Raw genomic sequence first — 22284 nt, forward strand, 5'->3', positions numbered from 1 at the left:
GTCAGCCGATCTCCACCTGATAGTTCTCGATCACGGTGTTTGCCAGAAGCTTCTCGCACATCGCCTTGATGTCGGCTTCGGCGGCCTCCCGGTCCGAGCCCTCGACCTCTATGTCGAACACCTTGCCCTGCCTGACCGAGCCGACGCCCGAAAAGTCCAGCGCGGAAAGCGCGCCTTCGATGGCCTTGCCCTGCGGGTCTAGAACGCCGTTCTTGAGCGTTACGGTGACGCGTGCCTTGATCATCTGTGCGTGGTTCCGGTGCTAGTGGACGCTGCCCTTGTCGGGCTTGGACGCGACGAGGACGGGGCCGGTAGGCCGCGGCGGTTCGTTTTCGTTCATGATGCCGAGACGCCGCGCTACCTCCTGATAGGCCTCGACGAGCCCGCCCATGTCGCGACGGAAGCGGTCCTTGTCGAGCTTGTCGTTGGTTGCCGTGTCCCACAGCCGGCATGAATCGGGCGATATCTCGTCGGCGAGGATGATGCGCATCATGTCGCCTTCGTAGAGGCGGCCGAACTCGACCTTGAAGTCGACGAGCTGGATGCCGACGCCCAAGAACAGGCCGGAAAGGAAGTCGTTGACGCGTATGGCCAGCGCCATGATGTCGTCGATCTCCTGAGGGCTCGCCCAGCCGAAGGCGGTAATGTGCTCTTCCGACACCATCGGGTCGTCCAGCGCGTCCGCCTTGTAGTAGAATTCGATGATCGAGCGCGGCAGGACCGTGCCTTCCTCGATGCCGAGGCGCTTCGCCAGCGAGCCGGCGGCGATGTTTCGCACGACCACCTCGAGCGGGATGATCTCCACTTCCTTGATAAGCTGCTCACGCATGTTGAGCCGCTTGATGAAGTGGGTTGGGATGCCGATGCGGTTCAGATGGGTGAAGATGTGCTCGGAAATTCGGTTGTTGAGCACGCCCTTGCCATCCACCACTTCGTGCTTCTTCTTGTTGAAGGCGGTGGCGTCGTCCTTGAAGAACTGGATCAGGGTGCCAGGCTCGGGTCCCTCGTAAAGGATCTTGGCCTTGCCTTCGTAAATGCGGCGGCGACGGTTCATGGCTATCTCTGGTCTGGGAGGCGGTACAGCACGCGCCTCCTGTTGCGGCAATGCCGGCGACTGGATTCTCAGCGGCTCTCTAGCGCAATAGGGCGTCTAGCTCAATGCGCAATAAGGAGCGCCCGTGGCCAATCCAACGCCAAATGCCGCAGGTCTTCGTTGAGACACGCGTATTGACCGCAGGCCGGCCATTTGGTTTGAGAAACCGAACGCAAACCAAGCGTCGTGGATTCGACGCCCAGCCGGAGGATACTCCCCATGGCGAGCATGGACGACCGCGAAAAAGCATTCGAGAACAAGTTTGCCCATGACGAGGAACTGAAGTTCCGCGCCATGGCCCGCCGAAACAAGCTGCTTGGCCTTTGGGCCGCCGAGAAGCTTGGCAAATCCGGCGAGGAGGCCGACGCCTATGCCAAGGAGGTCGTGAAGGCCGATTTCGAGGAAGCGGGCGACGAAGACGTGTTCCGCAAGGTGCGCGGAGACTTCGATGCGGCCGGCGTGACGCAGTCCGACCACCAGATCCGCCGCACCATGGACGAATTGCTGGCAGAGGCGGTCGAGCAGATCCGCAACGCCTGATCCGATTGGCAGGCCAGATGTTGAGACCGCCCGGCTTTCCGGGCGGTTTTTCTTTGCCGGGTTGCCGGCGATCTGGTTGAATGCCCCGACTTTCCACGAGGGACATTTCCGACATGAGCCTTGCAGCGCGGCTGGCCGCCGGCGAAACTGTCTTCACCGCCTGGTCGGGCGTGCCCGACGCCTTCACCGTCGAGCTGCTGGCGGCGACGCCTTTCGATGCGGTCACTCTGGACATGCAGCATGGCGGGCATCACGAAGACAGCGTTCTGCGCGGCCTGTTGCCGATCGTCGCCGCGCAGAAGCCGGCGATCGTGCGCATCCCGGTGGGGCGCTTCGACATGGCAAGCCGCGCGCTCGATTTCGGCGCCGACGCCATCATTGCGCCGATGGTCAATACGGTTGAAGACGCGCGCCGCTTTGCCGCCTCGATGAAATATCCGCCTTTGGGCGAGCGTTCCTGGGGCGCGAACTTCGCCATGACGCGGCGCAAGACCGGCGATACCGGTGCATGGCTGGCCAACGCCAACGCCGACACGCTCGCCTTCGCCATGATTGAGACGCGCGAGGCGCTGGCGATCCTCGACGACATTCTGGCCGTGCCGGGTATCGACGGCATTCTTGTGGGGCCGTCGGACTTTTCGATTGCCTGGAGCGGCGGCTCGACCATGAACCCGGCTCTGGAAGACATGATGGAAGCGGTCGCCGACATCGGGGGGCGCACCCGCGCTGCCGGCAAGCACGCGGCAATCTACGTCGTCGACCCGAAGCTGGTGGGCCGGTTCGTGGGCATGGGCTACCGGCTGATCGCCATGGGCAGCGAGGCGCGATACATGGCGCTGGGCGCGTCGAGACTGCTGGAAACCGCGCGTCAGTCGCTCGACGTCGCCGGCTGAAGCTTGGACAGGAAGCTCGCGAAGGTCATGGAGCCTTCCGGCCACGGGCCGTGCCCGGATTCTGCGTTCAGATGACCGGCCTCCCCAGCGTCGATGAACATCGATCCCCATGCGCCGGCGATGTCCTCTGCCACCTCGAACGCGCAGAATGGATCGTTGCGGCTGGCTACCGTTATCGACGGAAAAGGCAGCGGGTCGCGGGGGTAGGGCCCGAACGTCATAAGGTGCTTGGGCCTCACGGCCGGGTTCGCCACATCGGGAGGCGCTACGAAGAATGCGCCGGCGACAGGATGCCCGGTTTCGAGCGCAGCGTGGATCGCGGTGGGAATACCCAGCGAATGCGCGACCAGCACGACCGGCCGCTCCGCCTGCCTCATGGCGCGCACGACGTTGGCCACCCAGTCGTCGCGCACGGGCTTGGACCATTCGGCCTGCTCGACCCGGCGCGCGGTGGACAGCTTGTTTTCCCAACGAGTCTGCCAATGGTCAGGGCCGGAATTGGTGTAGCCGGGGATGATGAGAATATCTGCGTCTTTGACCTTCATGGCGGGCCATGTAGCGAGGGAGTCTCGCGCTTGCAACCGGTGAAGCTCCTGTGAACGGCATGTCGCCGAAAGCGTGACTTGCGGTTGGGCCTGTGGCGCATGATCTTCAGAGCGAAGAAATGCGCCTTCGCCGGAGAGCTTTGAGTGAAACTGACGAGACGCCAGATGACGGGCGGCATGGCCGCGTTCGCAATTGGTGCGGGCGCCTTGCCGGCCCGGACGGAGACCACCATGAAGAACCTTCCCTTTGCCGCACAGACGCCCGTCAGCGTTGGGCGTGTCGGGCTCATGGCGCGCGACGGCAATCGCGTAGCCGACTACTACAAGGCCTTGCTGGGGCTGACCGAGCTACGCCGCAGCGGCAACGTCATCGCATTGGGCGTCGGTGAGCGCGAAATCCTCGAGATCGAGGGCTCCGCGGCGTTGCGGGAGGACGATCCCCGCTCGGCAGGCCTTTTTCACACGGCGTTCCTGCTGCCGGCCCGCGCAGACCTTGCCCGCTGGACACGGTTTGCGATCGACAACCGCATCCCGGTGGACGGCGCGTCGGACCATTCGGTCAGCGAGGCCGTCTACCTGACCGACCCCGAGGGCAACGGCGTCGAAATCTACGCAGACAGGCCGCGGGAAAACTGGACGTTCGACGGCGGCTCGGTACGAATGGGTACCGAAGCCCTCAACATACCCAATTTGCTAGACGAGTTGATCGTCGGCGATCCGGAATGGAAGGGAGCGCCGGACAACACGGTGATCGGGCACGTCCACCTCCGAGTGGGCGACGTAGCCGATGCCGAACGCTGGTGGAACGACGCACAGCGCTTCGACACCATGCTGCACTATGGCGGGCAGGCCGTTTTCCTGTCTTCGGGCGGATACCACCACCACATCGGCGCCAATTCCTGGCGCAGCAGCGGGGCAGGCCCGCGCGAGGCCGACCGTACGGGGCTGGGCTTTGTCGAGCTTCTATCGAAGAACGCGAGCGCCGAAAGCGCTTCGCGCGATCCGTGGGGCAGCGAAATCCGCGTGATTCCGGCCGCTTGAAGCCGGCGGCGGGTCCGTTCAGGCCTCGCCGAAAACGCGCCGGAAAATCGTATCTACATGCTTGGTGTGATAGCCCAGATCGAACTTCTCGCGAAGCGCTTCATCCGAGATTACCGCGCGAACGTCCTTGTCCGCGAGCAGTTCCTCAAGAAAATCAGCACCTTGCTCCCAGACTTTCATGGCGTTTCGCTGCACCAGACGGTAGGAATCCTCTCGGGACACCCCTGCCTGGGTAAGTGCCAGCAGCACCCGCTGCGAGTGGATGAGGCCCCGGAATTTGTTCATGTTCGCCAACATGTTATCCGGATAGACGACCAGCTTTTCGATCACGCCGGTGAGCCGCGCCAGCGCAAAATCCAGCGTCACCGTCGCGTCAGGTCCTATCATCCGCTCGACCGAAGAATGGGATATATCCCTTTCATGCCATAGTGGGACGTTTTCCATGGCCGGCACCGCCATGCCGCGAACGAGGCGCGCGAGCCCGGTAAGGTTTTCGGTAAGGACAGGATTGCGCTTGTGCGGCATGGCCGACGAGCCCTTCTGGCCAGGCGAGAAGTATTCCTCCGCCTCCAGCACTTCGGTCCGCTGGAGGTGGCGGATTTCCGTCGCCAGCCTCTCGATGCACGATGCGATGACGCCCAGCGTGGCGAAGAACATGGCGTGGCGGTCGCGCGGGATGACTTGCGTGGAAACCGGCTCCGGCTTCAGGCCTAGCTTCTCGGCGACATGTTCCTCGACGCGCGGATCGATGTTTGCGAAAGTGCCGACGGCACCGGAGATCGCGCAGGTTGCGATCTCGGCGCGCGCATGAACCAGACGCTCGCGGCAGCGCTCGAACTCGGCATAGGCCTGCGCCAGCTTCACACCGAAGGTCGTCGGCTCTGCATGTATGCCGTGGCTCCGGCCGATCGTAACGGTGTCCTTGTGCTCGAAGGCACGCTTCTTCAGCGCTGCGAGAAGGGCATCGATGTCAGCCAGCAGTAGATCGGATGCGCGCGCGAGCTGCACCGAAAAGCAGGTATCGAGTACATCCGACGAAGTCATGCCCTGATGGATGAAGCGGGAATCGGGGCCGACGAACTCGGCAAGATGGGTGAGAAAGGCGATGACGTCGTGCTTGGTCTCGCGCTCGATCTCGTCGATGCGTTCGGCGTCGAAGGTCGCCGCGCCTCCCTTTCCCCAGATGGTCTTGGCGGCTTCCTTCGGGATGACGCCCAATTCGGCCAGCGCGTCGCAGGCATGGGCCTCGATCTCAAACCAGATCCGGAACTTGGTTTCCTGCGACCAGATGGAAACCATTTCGGGTCGCGAATAGCGCGGGATCATGAGGCTCGTCCTGACTGCATGGGAAGGATGCGCGCTCACTAACAGAGCGCGGCGGATTCCTCAACGCGCAGGCGGCTCTTTACTCAAAGCTTGCCGGGCACGGCGATCCAGCGGTGGTTCGGTCCTTCAAAGCCGACCGACCGCACGGCGATCACAGCGGCATAGACCGGCTCGCCGCCATCGGGAAAGAACGTCTGCACCGCCCCGAAAGAGTAGCCCAGCGGGCAATTGCGGCTGGCGGGGATAGATGTGTCCTCATGCAGCAACTGCGCCGTCTCGCCCGGCGAGACCCCGAGGCGCGTGAGGCGATAGCCGACGGCGGTGCCGAGGTCATGGCAATTTGCGGGCTGTTCCAGCGCGATTTCCTCCAGACGCAGTTCCAGAGGTTGGTCGATCGGCGGAAAGACCGGGCGCGGATTCACGGCCATTCGGTGTGGCTCGACCGAAAGTTCAGTGATCGGGTTGAAGCCGGCGGTTACGCCGCGATTGGCGGCAAGAACCGCTTCCTCGATGATGGCTTCGCCCTGCGTGCGGGCCTGGTTGCGGGCCTCATCCAGAGACGCGCTTTCATCATCCAGACGCACCCGGATGGGTGTACCGGGCAGGAAGCTGTCGCTGGCGGTGTCGATGTAGAAACGGTTGGCATAGGGGAAACCGGAGCCGTCCTGGATGCCGTACTCCTCGAAGGCGAAAACGCCTCCATCGGCGGAGAAGCCCAGTATGTTCAGCTCGGCGGCATCGCCCGCAAGAGCGGCGGTGGCGGAACACTGGATGGCGGCGATGGCGGACAGCGCTGCAAGCGATCTCATTTGAGCGACCCTCCATGTCGACTACGTGCGATGATGACGCAGCCGGCTCGTGCGGACAAGCCGTCGAAGTCTATCCTGTCCGCGACGACCAGACCGGGTAAGGATCGTTTTCGGCAGGCGTCGCCGCATGAACGCCGCGCGCTATGGCACGCGCCATGGTCGCCCCGGCAGCAGCGTAAATCCGGGTTGCTGCGTGCATGTCGAGCTCGATGCCGCTCGCTCCGGTGGCCATGGCGAATACGAGATCGCCGTCCGCCGGCGTATGGGTGGGCCAGATCGCGCGCGCAAAACCGTCATGTGCAGCGATGGCCAGCCTTTTGGCCGCCGCCTTGGTCAACACCGCATCGGTTGCGATGACCGCGATGGTGGTGTTCGCGCCCGGCTGCGGCGTACGCTTTTCCTCGAATTTCCAGTGAAGGTCGGTGGCGTCGTCCGGTATGGGCGAGGGCAGGCCAAGCCCGCCAAATTCGTCCCCTATCTCGAAAGGTGCCGCCCAGAAATGCCGCGTGCGCGCCACCGTGACCGAACCTACGGGATTGGCCGCTACCAGCGCGCCGACCGTAATGCCGCCGTCCAGCACGGTCGAGGCCGAACCCAAACCACCCTTCAGGCCGGCCGTCAGCGCGCCGGCGCCGGCTCCAACGGAACCGAGAGCGAATTCGAGCGCAGCATTGCGCACAGCGTCGTACCCTAACTCGCGGTAGGGCGGGTAGCGGCCCCAATCCTTGTCGCCCCCGTTGAAGAGATCGAAAAGGATCGCAGCAGGGACGACCGGGACGTGCTTGCCCCAGACCTCGATGCCCACGCCGTCTTCCCGTAGCGCCGCCTGTACGCCGGAGGCCGCGTCGAGCCCGAAGGCCGAGCCGCCCGCCAGTGCGATCGCGTGGATCGCCTGAAGCGAGTTGTGGGGCTCCAGCAGATCCGTCTCCCGCGTGCCTGGCGCGCCGCCGAGCACCTGCACGGCGGCGACGGCGGGCTTGTCAGGCACGACGACCGTGACACCGCTCTTGAGGCGCACATCTTCGGCATTGCCGACCCGCAGGCCGGCAACGTCTGTGATGAGATTTCTGGAACCTGAAACGAAAGGCATGCGGCCGGTCACTCGAATGGTAGGAAGCGCTCGCCGTCGAAGCGGAGAAGCCTGAAAGGGTTTTCGGTCAGATCGCCCTTTTCGTCGAAAGCAATGGGGCCGAGCATGGTCTCGAACCTGCCGCGGGCGAGCGCGTCGCTCACGGTTCCGCCCGCCTCGGCCGTGCCCAGCGCCTTCAGAGCGACCTCGGTCGCCGCGTAGGTCGGCACGACATAGCCCTCCGGCACGATCTCGGCGGCGGTGAAGCGCTCCATCGCGTCCTCGTCCAGCATGTCGGCCCATTCGGGCACGGCAATCATCAGAGTGCCCGGAGCGAGCGGCAAATCGCCTGCCGAGCGCAACGTCTCGCCACCGGCGATGGTAAGGCCGTAGTCCAGGCCTTCGGCGTCGCGCGCGATGATGGCGATATCGTCACGGTCGCCGCCGACGAAGACGTGTGTCGCGCCCGAACGACGCAAGCGGCCGACGAGGCCTACCTGATTGTCTGACTGGGGGCGGAAGGTGTCGATGAAGACGGGTTGCAGCCCGGCAAGTTCGGCGGCAAGTCGCAGCGATTCCGCCAGTTCGCGGCCATGAATCGTGCCGTCATCCACTATGGCGAACAGCTCGCCACGCCACAGCGGGATGAGGATGTTTCCCACGGCCGCCAACTCGGCATCCGCGCTCGGCGCGATGCGCCAGACCAGCCAGCCGGTGCGAGTGTGGCGGTCCGTAAGCCCATTGCTGCGCACGCCCGACGTGATGACCGGGATGCCGGCTTCGGTGAGTACGGGGAGGGCAGCCTCGATGGCTTCTGTGCACAGAAAGCCTACGACTGCCTGGACCTGCCGGGCGACGAGCTGGCGAGCAGCGCTCAAGCCCCCTTCTTCGCTGCATCCGTCGTCAATGACCACCAGTTCGGCGTTCGACGCCTGCGTAGCAAGCGCAGCGCCGTCGCGCATCTGCTGCGCCAGCACGCTCAGTGGGCCGTCCAGCGGCGCAGTCACGCCAATGCGTTTCTCCGCCGCATGGCTTGCGCCTGCGAGCGAAAGCGCGCAGCCCAGAGCCAAAGCTTTTAGGAGAAGACGCATGAAACTTTGCCGACACCCGGTTTGGTGGAAAGTGCGTCAACTGGTAAAGGCTGGCGGGAGCGGGCGCAACAGGCTAGAGCGGCGGTGACGGTAGCGGTGCTTGGCGGCGCTTTGCGCCCAACCTATATGCGGGCAGGATCACAAATGCGGGAAACCCGGTGCTGAAGAAGAATGCTGTCGAGCCGCGCCTCTATCGCGAAGCGATGAGCCGTTTTGCAGGTGCTGTACATGTGGTGACCACCGATGGCGAGCATGGCAGGCGGGGCGTGACCGTGATCGCCGCATGCTCGGTGTCGGACGACCCTCCCAGCATTCTCGTTTGCCTCAACAGAATGAAGGCCGACAACGACTGCTTCGCGCAGAACGGCGTCTTCGCGCTGAATACGCTGGCCGCCGAACAGCAGTCGATAGCCGACGCGTTTTCCGGCCTGACCGGCCTGTCGCAGAACCAGCGCTTTGCCCTGGCCCAGTGGGAGACTGAAAGTTCCGGCGCGCCGGTACTGGTAGGCGCGCTGGCGACGTTCGATTGCCATATCGTCGAGACCAAGGACTTCGCCACTCACCGCGTGATGTTCGGCAAGGTGACAGGCATCAGGATCGGCGCTAGCCTTGACCCGCTGATCTACCACCATCGCGCATACCGCCTGCTCGGGTAGGGCGCTCTCGGAGAGAACATGGCAGAAACAGGACCGCGCCCGGTACCCGCGTCGATCGACGAAACGGTCGAAATGCTCGCCGGGGCCGACTACGTCGCCGACCGTGCGCTTGCGACAGTTCTGTTCCTGAGCCTGCGCATGCAGCGGCCGCTGTTCCTCGAAGGCGAGGCAGGCGTCGGCAAGACCGAAATCGCCAAGGTGCTTTCATCCGCGCTGGGCAGGCGGCTGATAAGGCTGCAATGCTATGAAGGTCTCGACGTGTCGTCTGCGGTCTATGAGTGGAACTACGCCGCCCAGATGATCGAGATACGCATGGAAGAAGCCACCGGCGAGACCAGTCGGACCGCGATGGAGCGCAATGTCTTCTCCGAAAAATACCTGATCCGCCGGCCGGTGCTGGACGCGCTGACGGGCGAGAAGGGCGCGGCTCCGGTCTTCCTGATCGACGAGCTCGACCGCACCGACGAGGCGTTCGAGGCCTTCCTGCTCGAAATCCTTTCCGACTGGCAGGTGACAGTGCCTGAACTGGGCACGATCCGGGCGGCCGAGCCGCCGCTGGTCGTCATAACCACCAACCGGACGCGCGAAATCCACGACGCTCTGAAGCGGCGCTGCCTCTATCACTGGGTCGACTATCCCGACGCCGCGCGCGAGCTTGAAATCGTGCACCGCAAGGTGCCCCAGGCGAATGCGCGGCTTTCTGCTGAGGTGGTGGCCTTCATCCAGAGGCTTCGCAAGCTCGATCTTTTCAAGTCGCCGGGCGTCGCGGAAACGCTGGACTGGGCCGGTGCCCTGACCGAACTGGACAAAGTTGCGCTCGATCCCGAGACCGTATCTGACACGATCGGCGTGTTGCTGAAATATCAGGACGACATTGCCCGACTCGGGCAGGGCGAGGGCCGGCGTATCCTCGATGAGGTGAAAGCCGAGCTGGCTGCGGCGGAATAGGCCGATGGACGGCGATGCCGATTTTCGTGTCGAGGCCGACCCTCAGGGCCGCATCGCCGACAACATCGTCTATTTCGCCCGCGCGCTGCGCAAGGCCGGCATGCGTGTGGGACCGGCCGCCGTGAAGGACGCCATCGAGGCCGTGCTGGCGGCAGGCATAGGCGGACGGGACGATTTCTACTGGACGCTTCACGCAGTGCTGGTGAACCGCCGGGAGGACCACGCGACCTTCGACGAGGCGTTCCGGCTGTTCTGGAAATCGCGCGAGCTGATTGAGAAGATGATCGCGATGTTCTCACCCGTCGCGCCGAACACGGCCGAACGCCGCAAGAGCCGTGCGGCGGAAACGCGTGTTGCCGACGCGATGTTCGAGGGCCACCGCAAGAACCAGCCGGCGGAGGAAAGACCGGAGATCGAGGTGGATGCGCGGCTGACGGTCTCTGGCAACGAGGTGCTGCGCGGCAAGGATTTCGCGCAGATGACGGCCGCCGAACTGGCCGAGGCCAAGAGGGCGATCGCCGCGCTGCGGCTGCCGCATGACCGTATACCGACAAGGCGCTTCCGTCCGGACCCGCATGGCTCACGGACCGACCCGCGCGCGATGATGCGCGTCGCGCTGCGCACCGGCGGCGACCTCATTCTGCCGAAATTTCGCTCGGTGCGCGAGATTCATCCCCCTCTCGTCGTTCTGGCAGACATTTCGGGTTCGATGAGCCAGTACACGCGCATCTTCCTGCATTTCCTGCACGGGCTGTCGGAGCATCGGGGGCGCGTGCACACATTCGTGTTCGGCACGCGGCTTACCAACCTGACCCGCCAGATGCGGCGGCGCGACCCCGACGAGGCGCTGGCCGAATGCACGGCAGCCGTGAAGGACTGGTCGGGCGGAACCCGTATCGGCGAGACGCTGCGCGAGTTCAACATGCTGTGGTCGCGCAGGGTGCTGGGGCAGGGCGCGGTGGTGCTGCTCATCACCGACGGGCTTGAGCGCGACGACGTGACCGGCTTGTCCAAGGAGATGGAACGGCTGCGAAAATCATGCCGGCGGCTGATCTGGCTCAACCCGCTGCTGCGGTTCGACGGGTTCGAGGCGAAAGCGCGTGGCGTGCGCGCCATGCTGCCGCATGTCGACGAGTTTCGCGCCGTCCATACGCTCGACGCGCTCTCCGACCTGGTGGAATCGCTATCGGCCACGCGCTCACGCGAAGCAGACCCCAGGCAATGGCTGGGGCTTGGCAGGCGGCTGCCTGCATGACCATATTCAAGTGGTAACGTTTTTCGGCCGGAGGAAAGGCAGATGAGCGCACCAGACGAGACCCGCGACCCGCTGACGATCGCGGAAGAGTGGATGAATGGCGGCCGCGACGTAGCCATCGCAACCGTGGTCGAGACGTGGGGTTCGGCGCCGCGCCCGGCCGGCAGCCATCTGGTCATCGACGCCGAAGGCAATTTCCACGGCTCGGTCTCGGGCGGCTGTGTCGAAGGCGCGGTCGTGGCGGAGGCGATTGACGTGATCGATACCGGCGAGCCGCGCATGCTGGAATTCGGCGTCGCCGACGAGACAGCCTGGCAGGTCGGACTGTCGTGCGGCGGCCGCATCAAGGTCTATGTCGAGCGGCTGGGCTGACGATGGACCCGCATGTGCTCAAGTCCCTGAATGCAGAGCGCCGTGCCCGGCGCGCCGCAATACTCGTCACCGATCTTGGCGACGGGCGCGACCGGGTGGTGCGCGAGGGCGATGCGGTGGCCGGGACGCTGGGCGAGGCCCTCGACAAGGCGTTTCGCACCGGCAAATCCCAAACGGCGGAGGCCGAGGGGCGCAGCTTTTTCCTGAATGTGCATCTGCCGCCCCCGCGCATCGTCGCGATCGGGGCGGTTCACATCAGCCAGGCGCTGGCGCCCATGGCGCGTATCGCGGGCTTCGACATCGAGATCGTGGACCCGCGCACGGCCTTCGCCACCCCCGAACGCTTCGGCGATGTGCCGCTCTATGCTGAATGGCCGCAGGACATGCTGGCGCGCAGGCCGCTAGATGCGTTCACGGCGTTGGCCGCGCTGACGCACGACCCGAAGATCGATGATTTTCCACTCGCGGCCGCGCTGCGGGCAGGGTGCTTCTACGTCGGCGCGCTGGGTAGCCGCAAAACGCATGGCAAGCGAATCGAGCGCCTGTTGGCGGACGGTCTGACGCAGGCCCAGATCGACCGCATCGAGGCACCCATCGGCATGGATATCTCTGCTTCGAGCCCTGCCGAGATCGCGGTCGCCGTGCTGGCCCAGATCATCCAGGCACTGCGCACGCGCGGTCTCGCGCGGCAGGACGGGGTGGCGGCGTGAAATTCGGCCCGACGCGGCTGGAGGAGGCGGAGGGCGCGATACTCGCCCATGCCGTAAGCGCCGGCGGGCGGACATGGCGCAAGGCGACACTGCTGAGCGCCGACGACGTCGCTGCGATGAAACAGGCCGGGCTTGGCGAAATCGTCGCCGCCCGCCTGGGGCCGGACGATCTAGACGAGAACGAAGCGGCTCGGCGCATCGCCGCAGCGCTGGGCACACAGGGCATAGAGGTGCGCGACGCCGCCACCGGGCGCGTCAACCTGCATGCGATGGATGCGGGAGTGCTCACCGTCGATCGGGCGGCGGTGGACGCGATCAACGCCATCGATCCCTCGATTACGCTGGCCACGTTACCGGAGTTCGCAACCGTCGAGGCGCGGCAGATGCTCGCCACGGTGAAGATCATCCCATTTGCAGTGGCGGGCGGGCTCGTCGAGCGCGCGGTCGCCATTGCAGGGGCGGGGACAGTGATCGGGCTCAACGCATTCGCGCCGCAGCGCGTGGGGCTGATACAGACGGTGCTGCCCACGGTAAAGGAAACCGTGCTCGACAAAACGGCGCGTCTGACGGCCGAACGGCTGGCGCGCTCCGGCAGCATCGTGACCGGCGAACTGCGCACGGGACACAATGCGTCGGAAGTTGCAAAGGCGCTGGGCGCGCAGCGCGAGGACAACGGCCTGCTGATCGTCTTCGGAGCGTCGGCCGTTTCCGACGACGAGGATGTGATCCCGGCCGCCATACGCCTGGCTGGAGGCGCAGTCGAGCGCGTCGGCATGCCCGTCGATCCGGGCAATCTGCTTGTGATCGGGAAGATCGGGAGCGTCAACGTCATCGGCGCACCGGGATGCGCGCGTAGCCCCAAGCTGAACGGTTTCGACTGGGTGCTGGACCGTCTTTTGGCGGGATTGCCAGCCGGCGACCGCGAGATTGCGGCCCTGGGCGTAGGCGGCCTGCTGATGGAAATCGAGACGAGGCCGCAGCCGCGCGAGCCCAAGGCACGACGACCGCCGGTGGTTCATGCCGTGCTGCTGGCTGCGGGGCGAGGTCAGCGGATGGGTGGGCCGAACAAGCTTTTGTCGCGATTTGACGGAAAGCCGTTGGTGCGGCGCGTAGCCGACATGCTCACCTCGTCGAAAGTGAGCGGTACCGTCGCTGTCACGGGCCATCAGGCCGATCGGATCGCCGATGTGCTTACGGGCACCAGAGCGCGGATCGTACACAACGCCGACTATGCGACAGGGCTGGCGTCGTCGCTGAAGGCAGGTATCGCGGCCCTGCCGCCAAATGCTACTGGTGCGCTCGTCGTGCTGGGGGACATGCCCGGCGTGACGACGCTGGACATCGACCGCCTTGTTGAAGCATTCGCATCCGAGGGCGGCAATGCGATCGTGCGGGCGACCCACGCCGGCAAACGCGGCAATCCAGTCATCCTGCCGCGCCGCCTCTTCACCGCCGTGACCAATCTTCAGGGCGACACCGGCGCGCGGCATTTGGTCGAGGCCAGCGAGATGCGGGTCTCGGATGTCGAGATCGGCGAAGCGGCCAGCCTCGATGTCGATACGCCGGAGGCTTTGGCGATTGCCGGGGGGGAACTGGCCGACTGAGCGATTTTCGGGTGTAGAAGGCTAGCGCAGCCTGACGCCGCTCGGTTAATCTCGCCGGATGCGCTGTATCTATAACCCGCTTCGAACTCTTGTACTTGCGATTTTCTGCGCATCCGCATCGTCGGTAGCGGCAACGGCCGACATGCTGGCGCCATACAAGGACGACCTCTTTGCTTATCCACGCCTGCTGGCGGAGGCGGATGGCGGCCGCCATTTCACGGTCGACTATCAGTCCAAGCGCGACATCAACGCGCGAGACGCCGTGCCCGAGCGGCGCGTGAACCAACAATATATCGACGTCGGCGTAAGGCGGGACCAGCAGGATCTGCTCGCGACCACTGAAGTTGCCCGAATACCGCATATCGCCGTCGGCAAACAGCAGAACGCGCGGTTCATCGTCGTCTATCTCTATGGCCAGGGCGGCAATCGCCGGCAGGGAATGGACGACTTCACATTCGGCGGAAATTTCAACCGCATCAAGAACCTAGCCGTGCGCAACGGGGGCCTGTACCTCACCACAGACTTTTCCGATTTCGCAGCCGCCGGCGCTAAGCAGGTCGCAAGCCTGATCGCGCTTTACGCCGCCCACTCACCCGGCGCGGCGGTCTACGTCGCGTGCGGCTCGATGGGGGGCGGCATATGCTGGCGGCTGGCCGACGACGCCCAGGTTGCGCCGAAGCTCGGCGGTCTGTTGCTATTCGGCTCGCACTGGGACGAGAAGTTTCTGTCGAGCCGGGCGTTTCAGCGGCGGGTGCCGGTCTTTTTCGGCCATGGCGGCGACGACAAGGTCTTTCCGGTCGAGAATCAGGAGAAATTCTTCCGTTCCATCCTGAGCAAGGCTCCCAACTACCCCGCCCGCTTCGTCCGCTTCGAAACGGGTAGCCACGGAACGCCCATCCGCATGTCGGACTGGCGCGGCACGCTCAACTGGATGGCGACGGCGCGATAGGCTTTCAGGGCGTCGTTCCGTAATCGACCAGCACCTCCGGGTTCACCTCGCCGTCATAGGACGCGTCTACCTCATAGTGCACGAGGCGGAAGCCGCCTTCGTAAAATGCCCATACGCCAGCCGAGGACGCATCGCCCATACCCCGCCAGCGTGAGAACTCGCTGATCGTCTGAGCCTGGGGATCGAATGACGAATTGACCAGCTGCGCGGCCGTGCTGAAGCCGGTGACCGTGATCGAATCGACCTCCTCGTTCGTGTCTTCGTCGGCATAGGCGATGTCGAGTTGCGGCCGTGCGAAATGAAGCGGCTCCACATCACCGTCGTCGTTCGAGATGTAATAGAGGTGGGTCTCGTTATACGCCCCGCGCATGCAGAAGAAGCGAAACAGCCTTGCCGTTCGCTCGGGTTGGCCGGCATCGTCGTGCCGGTAGCGGAAACTGATGGTGTAGCTTTCGGGAGTGCGATCGGCATCGCCGAGTGCAGGTTCCGCAAGGCAGGCCGCCGGGGCAGAGGATGCGAAGATCGCCTTGGCGCGCTCCAGCAACGCATCGTGTTCGGGCAGTTCCGTGCCGTTGCAGCTACGCGGCAGCGCCTCGCCGAAAGGCGAATCGGATGCATTTAGCGATCCTCGCTCGATATGCAGCGGCTCGAACTCTTCGCCGATCGTCGGATCAGCCATACGCAACGTGTAGCAACCGGCATAGACCTGCTGCGAACCGTCGGTGCCGTGGGACAGAAAGGCCACCGGAAGCTGGAAGTAGATGCTGCCGGCAGCGCCTTCCTCGTGGGGTGTGCCGGTAATCAGTTCGATTCGCTCGGTTTGCGCGTAGCCCTCGGCGTAGCTGTCGACGTCTGATGCAGGCGGCTCCGAGAAGTAGCTCCACGCGCGTGCATATTCCGCGCGGTCGATAGCGTTGTATAACGAGCGTACCAGCGCGGACGGGGTAGAGCGGTCGTCGAGATAGTCCTGCTCCTGCGCGTTGGCGGTAACCGCCGAGCCGACGAAAAGGCAGGTCAGGAAAAGGCGCAGCATTGTTTCCTCCGTGGATGACGGAGACTACGCCTTCCTTTGCGGCATGAAAAAGACGCCTTGCGTCATGCCGGGCGGCGCAACGCCGCCTCGCGGGCGATGCGGGGAAAATCGGATGGCTTGATGCCGATGTCGGCCCGGTCGGCAGGGCTCATCGATTCGAGCATCGCGAGCACGGCCCGATACCGCTCGGCCGCTGCCGGGCGGGGGCGGGAGAAGAACTCGGTGAAGAACGCCATGTCAGGTTCCTTTGGCTGTTCCTCCCACGAGCAAAGATAAGGAGATTCCTGAATTTTGTGCAGTGCAGCATCTGCATGGCTGCCATGCGCGGTAAGGCTATCTTGCGCTGGGAAGGAACGTTGAACGCTCAAAATCGAGGGGGACTCTGAGGGAACCTTTTTAACCAGATGGCCTTACGGTGACGGGCAGTCGCAATCGCCTGGGACAGGAGGCTTCCGGTGGGCGCAAATGCGGAACTTGATTTCGGGTCCTTGCTGGACCAGCTCATAGCCGCGGCCGACGAGGTCGAGTCGGATGAGGGCCTTGCGACGCTGTCTCCGTCCCTGCGGGTCGACATGCTCGACCAGATCGAACGGTTGCAAGCTGAAAACATAGAATTGTTCCGCGATCGCGCAGCGCAGGAATACGGCGAGAACGCCGGATCGGGCGAGGCACCGCCGGTCAAGCCGGCAACCGCAACCCCTGCGCATCTCCAGCCGGCGCTCGAAGACCTCTTCTTCCTCGACCCCGAAAGCATTTCGCGGGAACTGGGCATCAAGCCGAAGAGCAAGCCGGACGAACTTGACAGGGCAAGGCGGGCATTCGCCATGCGCTACCATCCCGACCGGATGCCAGAAGAACTGCGCGACCGTGCAGCTCTTCGCATGCAGATCGCGAATATGCTGATAGACGAAGCCAAACGCGGCAAGCGCTGACACTCCAGTCCTTTTTCGTCCCTGGCCTTCGAAAGGCCATACCTCGCGTCAGACTGAAACCAATCGTCGTCGTGGCGGTTGAACTATAGCCGTCGGCTTGCCGACGTGCGTTCGCGAGGAAAGACAACAGACAGGAGAAATCGAATATGGCTCACTCCCGCAAGGACGAAGCACGCGCACTGGATGCCGCGGAGCTCGAACTCGTTGAAAAGTCGCATCATCCGGCCATACAGGATCTCTCCGACGCGGAACTCTCAGACCTGACGAAACATCTTCGCGAGCGTCGCGACAAGGCGCAGTCGACCGCGAATCGGCAGCGCCGCGAAATGCGCAGGAAGACTGAGGCGAAAGGCGTGCGGGCATCGGCCGACGACAGCGGCACGCGCCGCAAGACCGAGGTTCTCGCAATGGCGGTCCGACGGCTGAATGGCGAGCGCGACAGGCGCAACCGGATGGCCGCGCGGGCGGAACTGGTGGAGAACGCTCAGAACGCGCTTTCGATGCGGCAGGCCGCGGAGGGCGGCAAGGAGCGTCGGGCGACCCGCAGTGCCGGCAAGGGCATGCGAGCATCCGAGAGCACGCGCGCCCGAAAGATAACGGCGCCCAAGAAAGTCGGGAGCGTCTCGCAACAGAACAAGCGCGCGCAGGCCAAGCGCGACGCCTGATGGATCGGCGGGCGACGATGTCGCCCGCCTTTTCCCTACCAACTGCCGGTATTGGCCATCGAGGCCCATGGCTCGGCCTTGGGCTTGGCTGGGCCCTTCTGCAGCAGCTCGATAGAGATGCCGTCGGGCGAGCGGATGAAGGCCATGTTGCCGTCGCGAGGCGGGCGGTTGATCGTCACGCCGTTGTCCATGAGGAACTGGCAGGTCGCGTAAATGTCGTAGACCTCGTAGGCGAGATGGCCGAAATTGCGCCCGCCCTGATAGTCTTCCGGGTCCCAGTTGTAGGTCAGCTCGACCAGCGGCGCTTTTTTGCCGATGCCGGTCTCCTCATCCTCCGGCGCGGCGAGGAAGATAAGCGTGAAGCGGCCCTGCTCATTCTCGATGCGGCGAACCTCTTTCAGGCCCAGCTTGCGACAGTAGAAATCGAGCGACTCGTCGATATCCTTCACGCGGACCATGGTGTGCAGATAGCGCATGATGTTTCCTGTTTCGTGGCTGCGTTTGCGTGCCTGATATGGCGCAGGCCACGGCCTGCGGCAACCTCGCGTCATCCATCGGTCCATGGCTCTAAGTCGAACGGCAGTATTGTCAGTCGGGGAAATGTTGAAAAATGTGGCGCGGCTCTTGCTAACCCATGAACGCACAGTGTTATCCTGCAGATCAGAATCACTTGGCGGATTGAAGAAAGGTGTGTCGGGATGGGGGACAAGGCCTCTTCAGAGAGGCGTTATGCGGCCGTTGATGAAGCCCTGAATCCGGACGACGGAGACGAGGCTGCGCTGACCGAAATCTCGGGAGCGATCAAATGGTTCGATGTCGCCAAGGGCTACGGGTTCATTCTGCCCGACCAGCCGGGCATCGGCGATGTGCTTCTCCACGTTACGTCGTTGCGCAAAGACGGCTTCCAGACCGCGCTCGAAGGCGCGCGCGTAGTCTGTCTCGTGCGGCGCGGAGATCGCGGCCTGCAGGCTTTCAAGGTCGTTTCGATGGACAACTCGAATGCGATCCATCCCGCCGAGCAGCCGCTACAGCGCACCCATGTGGCTGTAACCGCGGAGAGCGGGCTGGAACGTGCGCTGGTCAAGTGGTTCAACCGCACCAAGGGCTTCGGCTTCCTGACGCGGGGCGAGGGCACCGAGGACATCTTCGTCCACATGGAGACGCTGCGTCGCTACGGACTGGCCGAGCTGCGGCCCGGGCAGGTGGTGCTGGTGCGCTTCGGCCGGGGTGACAAGGGCCTTATGGCTGCCGAAATTCACCCGGATATGGGAACCCTGCCGGTTTCGCATTGACCCCACGGTATTCCACAGCCCGGCAGGCGGGATGCTCCATGCTGCGCCACCTCCGGACAATCTTGATTGCCTTCACCCTGATATTTGCGGGGTTCGTACAGCCGTCGCTCGGTGACGTTCCCGTCGCCGAGGGGCAGCCGATGCTGTTGCCGACCGATCGTGCGCCGCTGGTGGTCGAGACGGCGGGCGGCAGCGTCCAGTTTTCGATCGAAGTTGCGGATACCGACATGAAGCGCTCGGCGGGACTGATGTTCCGTACGGCAATGGCGGACGACCACGGCATGCTGTTCGTCTTCGATCAGACCCGCAGGCTCTCTTTCTGGATGAAGAACACACCGATGCCGCTGGATCTGATCTTCGTAGGAGAGGACGGACGGGTGGTGGCGACGCTGCCCGGAGAGCCTTTCTCCACGGCCTCCATCGGCCCGGAAGAACCGGCGCGCTTTGTGCTTGAACTGAAGGCTGGAACCGCGCAAAAGAGCGGCATTGCCGATGGCGACCGGATACGCCATCCGCTCATCGACAGGGTTGCAGGCGCAGACTGACGCCGCTTCCGGGGACATCGCGGCGCATGCAGACATTCTTCAACGACGATTTCGAGATCGCCTATATCGACCGCCAGCCGGAAAGCGGCGACGGCGAACCGGTGCTGATGGTCCATGGTTTCGCATCCAGCCATCACGTCAACTGGGTCGCGCCCGGCTGGGTCAAGACGCTGACGGAAGCGGGCTACCGCGCCATCGCGCTCGACAATCGCGGGCATGGGCGTTCGACCAAGAGCTACGACAAGGCCGACTACACGCCGACGCTGATGGCTTCGGACGCCGCCGCACTGCTCGATCATCTCGGCATCGGCAAGGCGCACGTGTTCGGCTATTCGATGGGCGCGCGCGTATCCACGTTTCTCGCCCTCGAGCACCCGGAGAAGGTGGCAACGCTCATCCTCGGCGGGCTCGGTTACGGCATGGTCGACGGCGTCGGTGACTGGGACCCGATTGCCGAAGCGCTCGTCGCGCCGGATGCCTCGAGCATCATGCATCCGCGCGGCAAGATGTTCCGCGCCTTTGCCGACCAGACGAAGAGCGACCGCGCTGCCTTGGCCGCCTGCATTTCGACCTCGCGCGAACTGCTGAGCGAGGCCGACATGGCGCGTGTCACCCAGCCTGTACTGGTCGGGGTGGGCACTACAGACGACATAGCCGGCTCCGCACGAAAGCTGGCGGCGCTGATGCCGAATGCCGAGGCGTTCGATATCGAGGGACGCGACCACATGCTGGCGGTGGGCGACCGCACCTTCAAGGCCCGCGTTCTGCAGTTCCTCAAGGACCATCCGATCAAATGACGCCGACCCCGATCGAATTTGCCGGGGCGGAAGGCAATCGGCTCGCAGGTGACCTTTGGGACGGGCGCGGCCATCCTGTCCTGTTCCTCCATGGCGGTGGCCAGACCCGCCGTGCATGGGACGCGACAGCCAGGCGCGTGGCAGACAACGGCATGCGTGCGATCACCGTTGACCTGCGAGGGCACGGCGAAAGCGACTGGGTCGACAGCGGCAACTATACGTTCGCCGATTTCGGCGCGGATGCAGCCGCAATCATCCGTCAGACGGCATCGCGGTTTCACGCCGCCCCGTCGGCCGTAGGCGCTTCGCTCGGAGGCCTGTCGTCGCTGATAGCGGAAACGCGGTTCGGACCGCTGCTCGATTCGCTGGTTCTGGTCGATATCACGCCGCGTATGGACCCGGATGGCGTTGCAAAAATCCAGGGCTTCATGGGCGAACGGATGGAAGAGGGCTTCGCAACGCTCGATGAAGCGGCCGACGCCATTGCCGAATATCTGCCGAACCGCAAACGCCCGCGCTCTCTCGAAGGGCTGAAGAAGAACCTGCGGCTTGGCGATGACGGCCGCTATCGCTGGCATTGGGACCCAGCCTTCATGCGGAGCGAGCGCAACATCAATCTGGCCGCGCGCGAGACGATGGAAGAATTGATTGCGAACCTTCCCAACCTGCATGTGCCGGCACTTCTGGTGCGGGGCATGCAGTCGGAGCTGGTGCATGAGGATTTCGCCCGCGAGTTCGTGGAACTGGCGCCGTCGGCCAGCTATGTCGATGTAGGCGGAGCAGGGCACATGGTGGCCGGCGACAAGAACGACGTGTTCTGCGCGGCTATCCTGGATTTTCTGACGGATCGGGAAGCGGCTTAGCCTTTCAGCCAGCCATCGACGAAAGCAACGCTGCCGACGCCTGCGAAGCGACGCAACCTCTCAAGTTCGGCTTCCAGCTTCGAGACGAGGGCACGCGAGGGTCTGATGCCCGCCTCGGGCCAGAATGCGCGCACGACGAGCGCGTCGCGATCACGCTCCGCCTTGACATCGATGCGCCCGATCGCGCGGTCGCCACGTAGCACCGGATACACATAGTAGCCGTATTGTCGTTTGGCTTCCGGCACGAATATCTCGATCCGATAGAAGAAGCCGAAAAGGCGCTCCGTGCGGGCGCGGTCGCGCAACAGTGGATCGAACGGGCTCAGTATGCGCACCTTGTCTTGCGGCTCCGGCGTCTCTTTCGCGCTTTCCACGGTTTCGGGAAGGGCAAAGCAGGGTCGCGGCTTTCCACCACCTACGGTTTCGACCTGAACTTTCACGAGTTCGTCGCGATTGCGCACAAGCCATTCATCGACCTCGCCGGGCGTGAGCAACGCCCAGAAAGCTGCGATCTCGCCGCGTGTGGCAAACCCCAGTCGCGTAAGCGCCTGCCGGCAGGCCCAATCGACAAACGCGTCATGATCGACCTCATGTTCGCGATGGGGTTGCGGAATGACCCGTTCGGTGAGGTCATAGACCTTCTGAAAACCTTCGCGCCGTGCGATCGCGAGATCGCCGGTTCGCCAGAGAAATTCCAGTGCCGCCTTGGAAGGGTGCCAGTCCCACCAACCCGTCGACGGCTTGTCTCCCTCGAAGTCGCGCGCCATCGCTGGCCCGTTGACCGCGACGTGGTCGAGCACACGTGCAAGATCGTCATCGAATCCTTCCGACCCGAAATGATCCTTCCAACGGGCGCGAAGGCGAATCTTCTCTCGGGCGAAGCGGTGCCGCCAGTAGGGGAAGAAGGAACTCGGAATGATCGAGGCGTCGTGGGTCCAGTTCTCGAAAAACGCCCCGTCCTTTTCCAACAAATGCTGCAAGTCACGGCGGCGATACGTCTGGCTGCGCGAAAAGAGGATGTGATGGTGGGCACGTTCGAGGACATTGACGCTGTCAACCTGCACAAACCCAAGGCTCGCGACGGTCTCGGCGAGACCTTCGCGGCGCATCGGACCAGCCGGTAATCCAACGAGACCGGCAAGGCTCATCAGGTGGTGGCGGGCCTGGCGGTTTGAAACGAGAATCGTCATGACAGGAACTTAAGCTTGGAGATTGCTTCATCCACCTGAAACACGCGGGGCAATCAAGCATGAAGC

At 63.9% G+C, this 22284-nt stretch carries 27 protein-coding genes; 16 read left to right on the plus strand and 11 right to left on the minus strand.

Translation table 11 applies throughout. The features are described from left to right. Nucleotide 1 precedes the first annotated feature (1 nt). A complete protein-coding gene (gene purS / locus FY036_RS16790; protein ID WP_148915886.1) occupies nucleotides 2–244 on the minus strand; it encodes a phosphoribosylformylglycinamidine synthase subunit PurS in 243 nt (80 codons plus the stop codon). 18 nt (nucleotides 245–262) lie between these two features. Then, on the minus strand, nucleotides 263–1054 hold the full coding sequence (purC, locus tag FY036_RS16795) for a phosphoribosylaminoimidazolesuccinocarboxamide synthase (RefSeq protein WP_148915887.1): 792 nt from the start codon (nucleotides 1052–1054) through the stop codon (nucleotides 263–265). A 258-nt stretch (nucleotides 1055–1312) separates the two neighbouring features. Between purC and FY036_RS16800 the strand changes: the two genes are divergently transcribed. After that, nucleotides 1313–1633 carry a DUF1476 domain-containing protein gene (locus FY036_RS16800; RefSeq protein WP_148915888.1) on the plus strand — a complete coding sequence of 107 codons (321 nt, stop codon included), beginning with the start codon at nucleotides 1313–1315 and terminating at the stop codon, nucleotides 1631–1633. A 113-nt stretch (nucleotides 1634–1746) separates the two neighbouring features. Beyond that, nucleotides 1747–2526, plus strand: a complete 780-nt coding sequence (locus tag FY036_RS16805; RefSeq protein ID WP_148915969.1) for an HpcH/HpaI aldolase family protein — start codon at nucleotides 1747–1749, stop codon at nucleotides 2524–2526. Here the strand turns inward: FY036_RS16805 and FY036_RS16810 are convergent. Continuing rightward, nucleotides 2502–3071, minus strand: a complete 570-nt coding sequence (locus tag FY036_RS16810) for an RBBP9/YdeN family alpha/beta hydrolase (RefSeq protein ID WP_148915889.1) — start codon at nucleotides 3069–3071, stop codon at nucleotides 2502–2504. The two genes, FY036_RS16805 and FY036_RS16810, sit on opposite strands and share 25 nt — an antisense overlap. 231 nt (nucleotides 3072–3302) lie before the next feature. Here FY036_RS16810 and FY036_RS16815 point away from each other — a divergent pair, with 231 nt between their 5' ends. Further along, nucleotides 3303–4112 carry a VOC family protein gene (locus tag FY036_RS16815; protein ID WP_148915970.1) on the plus strand — a complete coding sequence of 270 codons (810 nt, stop codon included), beginning with the start codon at nucleotides 3303–3305 and terminating at the stop codon, nucleotides 4110–4112. Nucleotides 4113–4130: 18 nt separating this feature from the next. On the opposite strand, the gene purB is transcribed toward FY036_RS16815, so the two are convergent. From purB to FY036_RS16835, 4 genes are all read right to left on the minus strand, one after another. Further along, on the minus strand, nucleotides 4131–5438 hold the full coding sequence (purB, locus tag FY036_RS16820; RefSeq protein ID WP_148915890.1) for an adenylosuccinate lyase: 1308 nt from the start codon (nucleotides 5436–5438) through the stop codon (nucleotides 4131–4133). A gap of 83 nt (nucleotides 5439–5521) precedes the next feature. Then, nucleotides 5522–6247, minus strand: coding sequence for a DUF2259 domain-containing protein (locus FY036_RS16825; protein ID WP_148915891.1), 726 nt, complete (start codon nucleotides 6245–6247; stop codon nucleotides 5522–5524). A 70-nt stretch (nucleotides 6248–6317) separates the two neighbouring features. Further along, nucleotides 6318–7337, minus strand: a complete 1020-nt coding sequence (locus FY036_RS16830; protein WP_148915892.1) for a P1 family peptidase — start codon at nucleotides 7335–7337, stop codon at nucleotides 6318–6320. A gap of 8 nt (nucleotides 7338–7345) precedes the next feature. After that, nucleotides 7346–8407 carry a branched-chain amino acid ABC transporter substrate-binding protein gene (locus FY036_RS16835; protein WP_148915893.1) on the minus strand — a complete coding sequence of 354 codons (1062 nt, stop codon included), beginning with the start codon at nucleotides 8405–8407 and terminating at the stop codon, nucleotides 7346–7348. A 158-nt stretch (nucleotides 8408–8565) separates the two neighbouring features. Here FY036_RS16835 and FY036_RS16840 point away from each other — a divergent pair, with 158 nt between their 5' ends. The 7 genes from FY036_RS16840 (at nucleotide 8566) to FY036_RS16870 (ending at nucleotide 14901) form a co-directional block, all read left to right on the plus strand. Beyond that, on the plus strand, nucleotides 8566–9063 hold the full coding sequence (locus FY036_RS16840; RefSeq protein WP_148915894.1) for a flavin reductase: 498 nt from the start codon (nucleotides 8566–8568) through the stop codon (nucleotides 9061–9063). Nucleotides 9064–9081: 18 nt separating this feature from the next. After that, a complete protein-coding gene (locus FY036_RS16845) occupies nucleotides 9082–10011 on the plus strand; it encodes an AAA family ATPase (protein ID WP_148915895.1) in 930 nt (309 codons plus the stop codon). Between the two features lie 4 nt (nucleotides 10012–10015). After that, nucleotides 10016–11266 carry a vWA domain-containing protein gene (locus FY036_RS16850; protein WP_148915896.1) on the plus strand — a complete coding sequence of 417 codons (1251 nt, stop codon included), beginning with the start codon at nucleotides 10016–10018 and terminating at the stop codon, nucleotides 11264–11266. A gap of 42 nt (nucleotides 11267–11308) precedes the next feature. Beyond that, the gene (locus FY036_RS16855; RefSeq protein ID WP_148915897.1) at nucleotides 11309–11638 is read left to right on the plus strand and encodes an XdhC family protein; all 330 of its coding nucleotides are present in this window, start codon (nucleotides 11309–11311) and stop codon (nucleotides 11636–11638) included. A gap of 2 nt (nucleotides 11639–11640) precedes the next feature. Further along, entirely contained in the window at nucleotides 11641–12348 is a 708-nt protein-coding gene (locus FY036_RS16860; RefSeq protein ID WP_148915898.1) for an XdhC family protein, read from the plus strand. Beyond that, nucleotides 12345–13952 (plus strand): NTP transferase domain-containing protein, encoded by a 1608-nt coding sequence (locus FY036_RS16865; RefSeq protein ID WP_148915899.1) that lies wholly within the window; start codon nucleotides 12345–12347, stop codon nucleotides 13950–13952. Before FY036_RS16860 ends, FY036_RS16865 begins: the two co-directional genes overlap by 4 nt. Nucleotides 13953–14094: 142 nt before the next feature. Continuing rightward, a complete protein-coding gene (locus tag FY036_RS16870; protein ID WP_235897697.1) occupies nucleotides 14095–14901 on the plus strand; it encodes an alpha/beta hydrolase in 807 nt (268 codons plus the stop codon). A gap of 4 nt (nucleotides 14902–14905) precedes the next feature. Here FY036_RS16870 and FY036_RS16875 read toward each other — a convergent pair whose 3' ends face one another. Further along, nucleotides 14906–15934, minus strand: a complete 1029-nt coding sequence (locus tag FY036_RS16875) for a DUF1176 domain-containing protein (protein WP_148915901.1) — start codon at nucleotides 15932–15934, stop codon at nucleotides 14906–14908. A gap of 62 nt (nucleotides 15935–15996) precedes the next feature. Beyond that, nucleotides 15997–16170 carry a hypothetical protein gene (locus tag FY036_RS23960; RefSeq protein ID WP_201744788.1) on the minus strand — a complete coding sequence of 58 codons (174 nt, stop codon included), beginning with the start codon at nucleotides 16168–16170 and terminating at the stop codon, nucleotides 15997–15999. 219 nt (nucleotides 16171–16389) lie between these two features. On the opposite strand from FY036_RS23960, the gene FY036_RS16880 reads away from it, so the two are divergent. Together FY036_RS16880 and FY036_RS16885 are read left to right on the plus strand one after the other, a co-directional pair. Then, entirely contained in the window at nucleotides 16390–16866 is a 477-nt protein-coding gene (locus FY036_RS16880; protein ID WP_148915902.1) for a hypothetical protein, read from the plus strand. Between the two features lie 146 nt (nucleotides 16867–17012). Then, a complete protein-coding gene (locus FY036_RS16885) occupies nucleotides 17013–17531 on the plus strand; it encodes a hypothetical protein (RefSeq protein ID WP_148915903.1) in 519 nt (172 codons plus the stop codon). A 35-nt stretch (nucleotides 17532–17566) separates the two neighbouring features. Here FY036_RS16885 and FY036_RS16890 read toward each other — a convergent pair whose 3' ends face one another. Next, nucleotides 17567–18007, minus strand: a complete 441-nt coding sequence (locus tag FY036_RS16890) for a VOC family protein (protein ID WP_148915904.1) — start codon at nucleotides 18005–18007, stop codon at nucleotides 17567–17569. A gap of 222 nt (nucleotides 18008–18229) precedes the next feature. Between FY036_RS16890 and FY036_RS16895 the strand changes: the two genes are divergently transcribed. The 4 genes from FY036_RS16895 to FY036_RS16910 are packed head-to-tail and all read left to right on the plus strand — an operon-like array spanning nucleotide 18230 to nucleotide 21028. Then, a complete protein-coding gene (locus tag FY036_RS16895) occupies nucleotides 18230–18823 on the plus strand; it encodes a cold-shock protein (RefSeq protein WP_148915905.1) in 594 nt (197 codons plus the stop codon). Nucleotides 18824–18861: 38 nt separating this feature from the next. Then, on the plus strand, nucleotides 18862–19368 hold the full coding sequence (locus FY036_RS16900; protein ID WP_148915906.1) for a DUF192 domain-containing protein: 507 nt from the start codon (nucleotides 18862–18864) through the stop codon (nucleotides 19366–19368). 26 nt (nucleotides 19369–19394) lie between these two features. Continuing rightward, nucleotides 19395–20165 (plus strand): alpha/beta fold hydrolase, encoded by a 771-nt coding sequence (locus tag FY036_RS16905; protein WP_148915907.1) that lies wholly within the window; start codon nucleotides 19395–19397, stop codon nucleotides 20163–20165. Continuing rightward, nucleotides 20162–21028, plus strand: coding sequence for an alpha/beta fold hydrolase (locus FY036_RS16910; protein WP_148915908.1), 867 nt, complete (start codon nucleotides 20162–20164; stop codon nucleotides 21026–21028). Before FY036_RS16905 ends, FY036_RS16910 begins: the two co-directional genes overlap by 4 nt. Here the strand turns inward: FY036_RS16910 and FY036_RS16915 are convergent. Next, nucleotides 21025–22218 carry a winged helix-turn-helix domain-containing protein gene (locus FY036_RS16915; protein WP_148915909.1) on the minus strand — a complete coding sequence of 398 codons (1194 nt, stop codon included), beginning with the start codon at nucleotides 22216–22218 and terminating at the stop codon, nucleotides 21025–21027. The genes FY036_RS16910 and FY036_RS16915 overlap by 4 nt on opposite strands. Nucleotides 22219–22284: the final 66 nt, after the last annotated feature.

The organism is Neoaquamicrobium microcysteis, from assembly GCF_008180155.1.
Taxonomy (GTDB): domain Bacteria; phylum Pseudomonadota; class Alphaproteobacteria; order Rhizobiales; family Rhizobiaceae; genus Aerobium; species Aerobium microcysteis.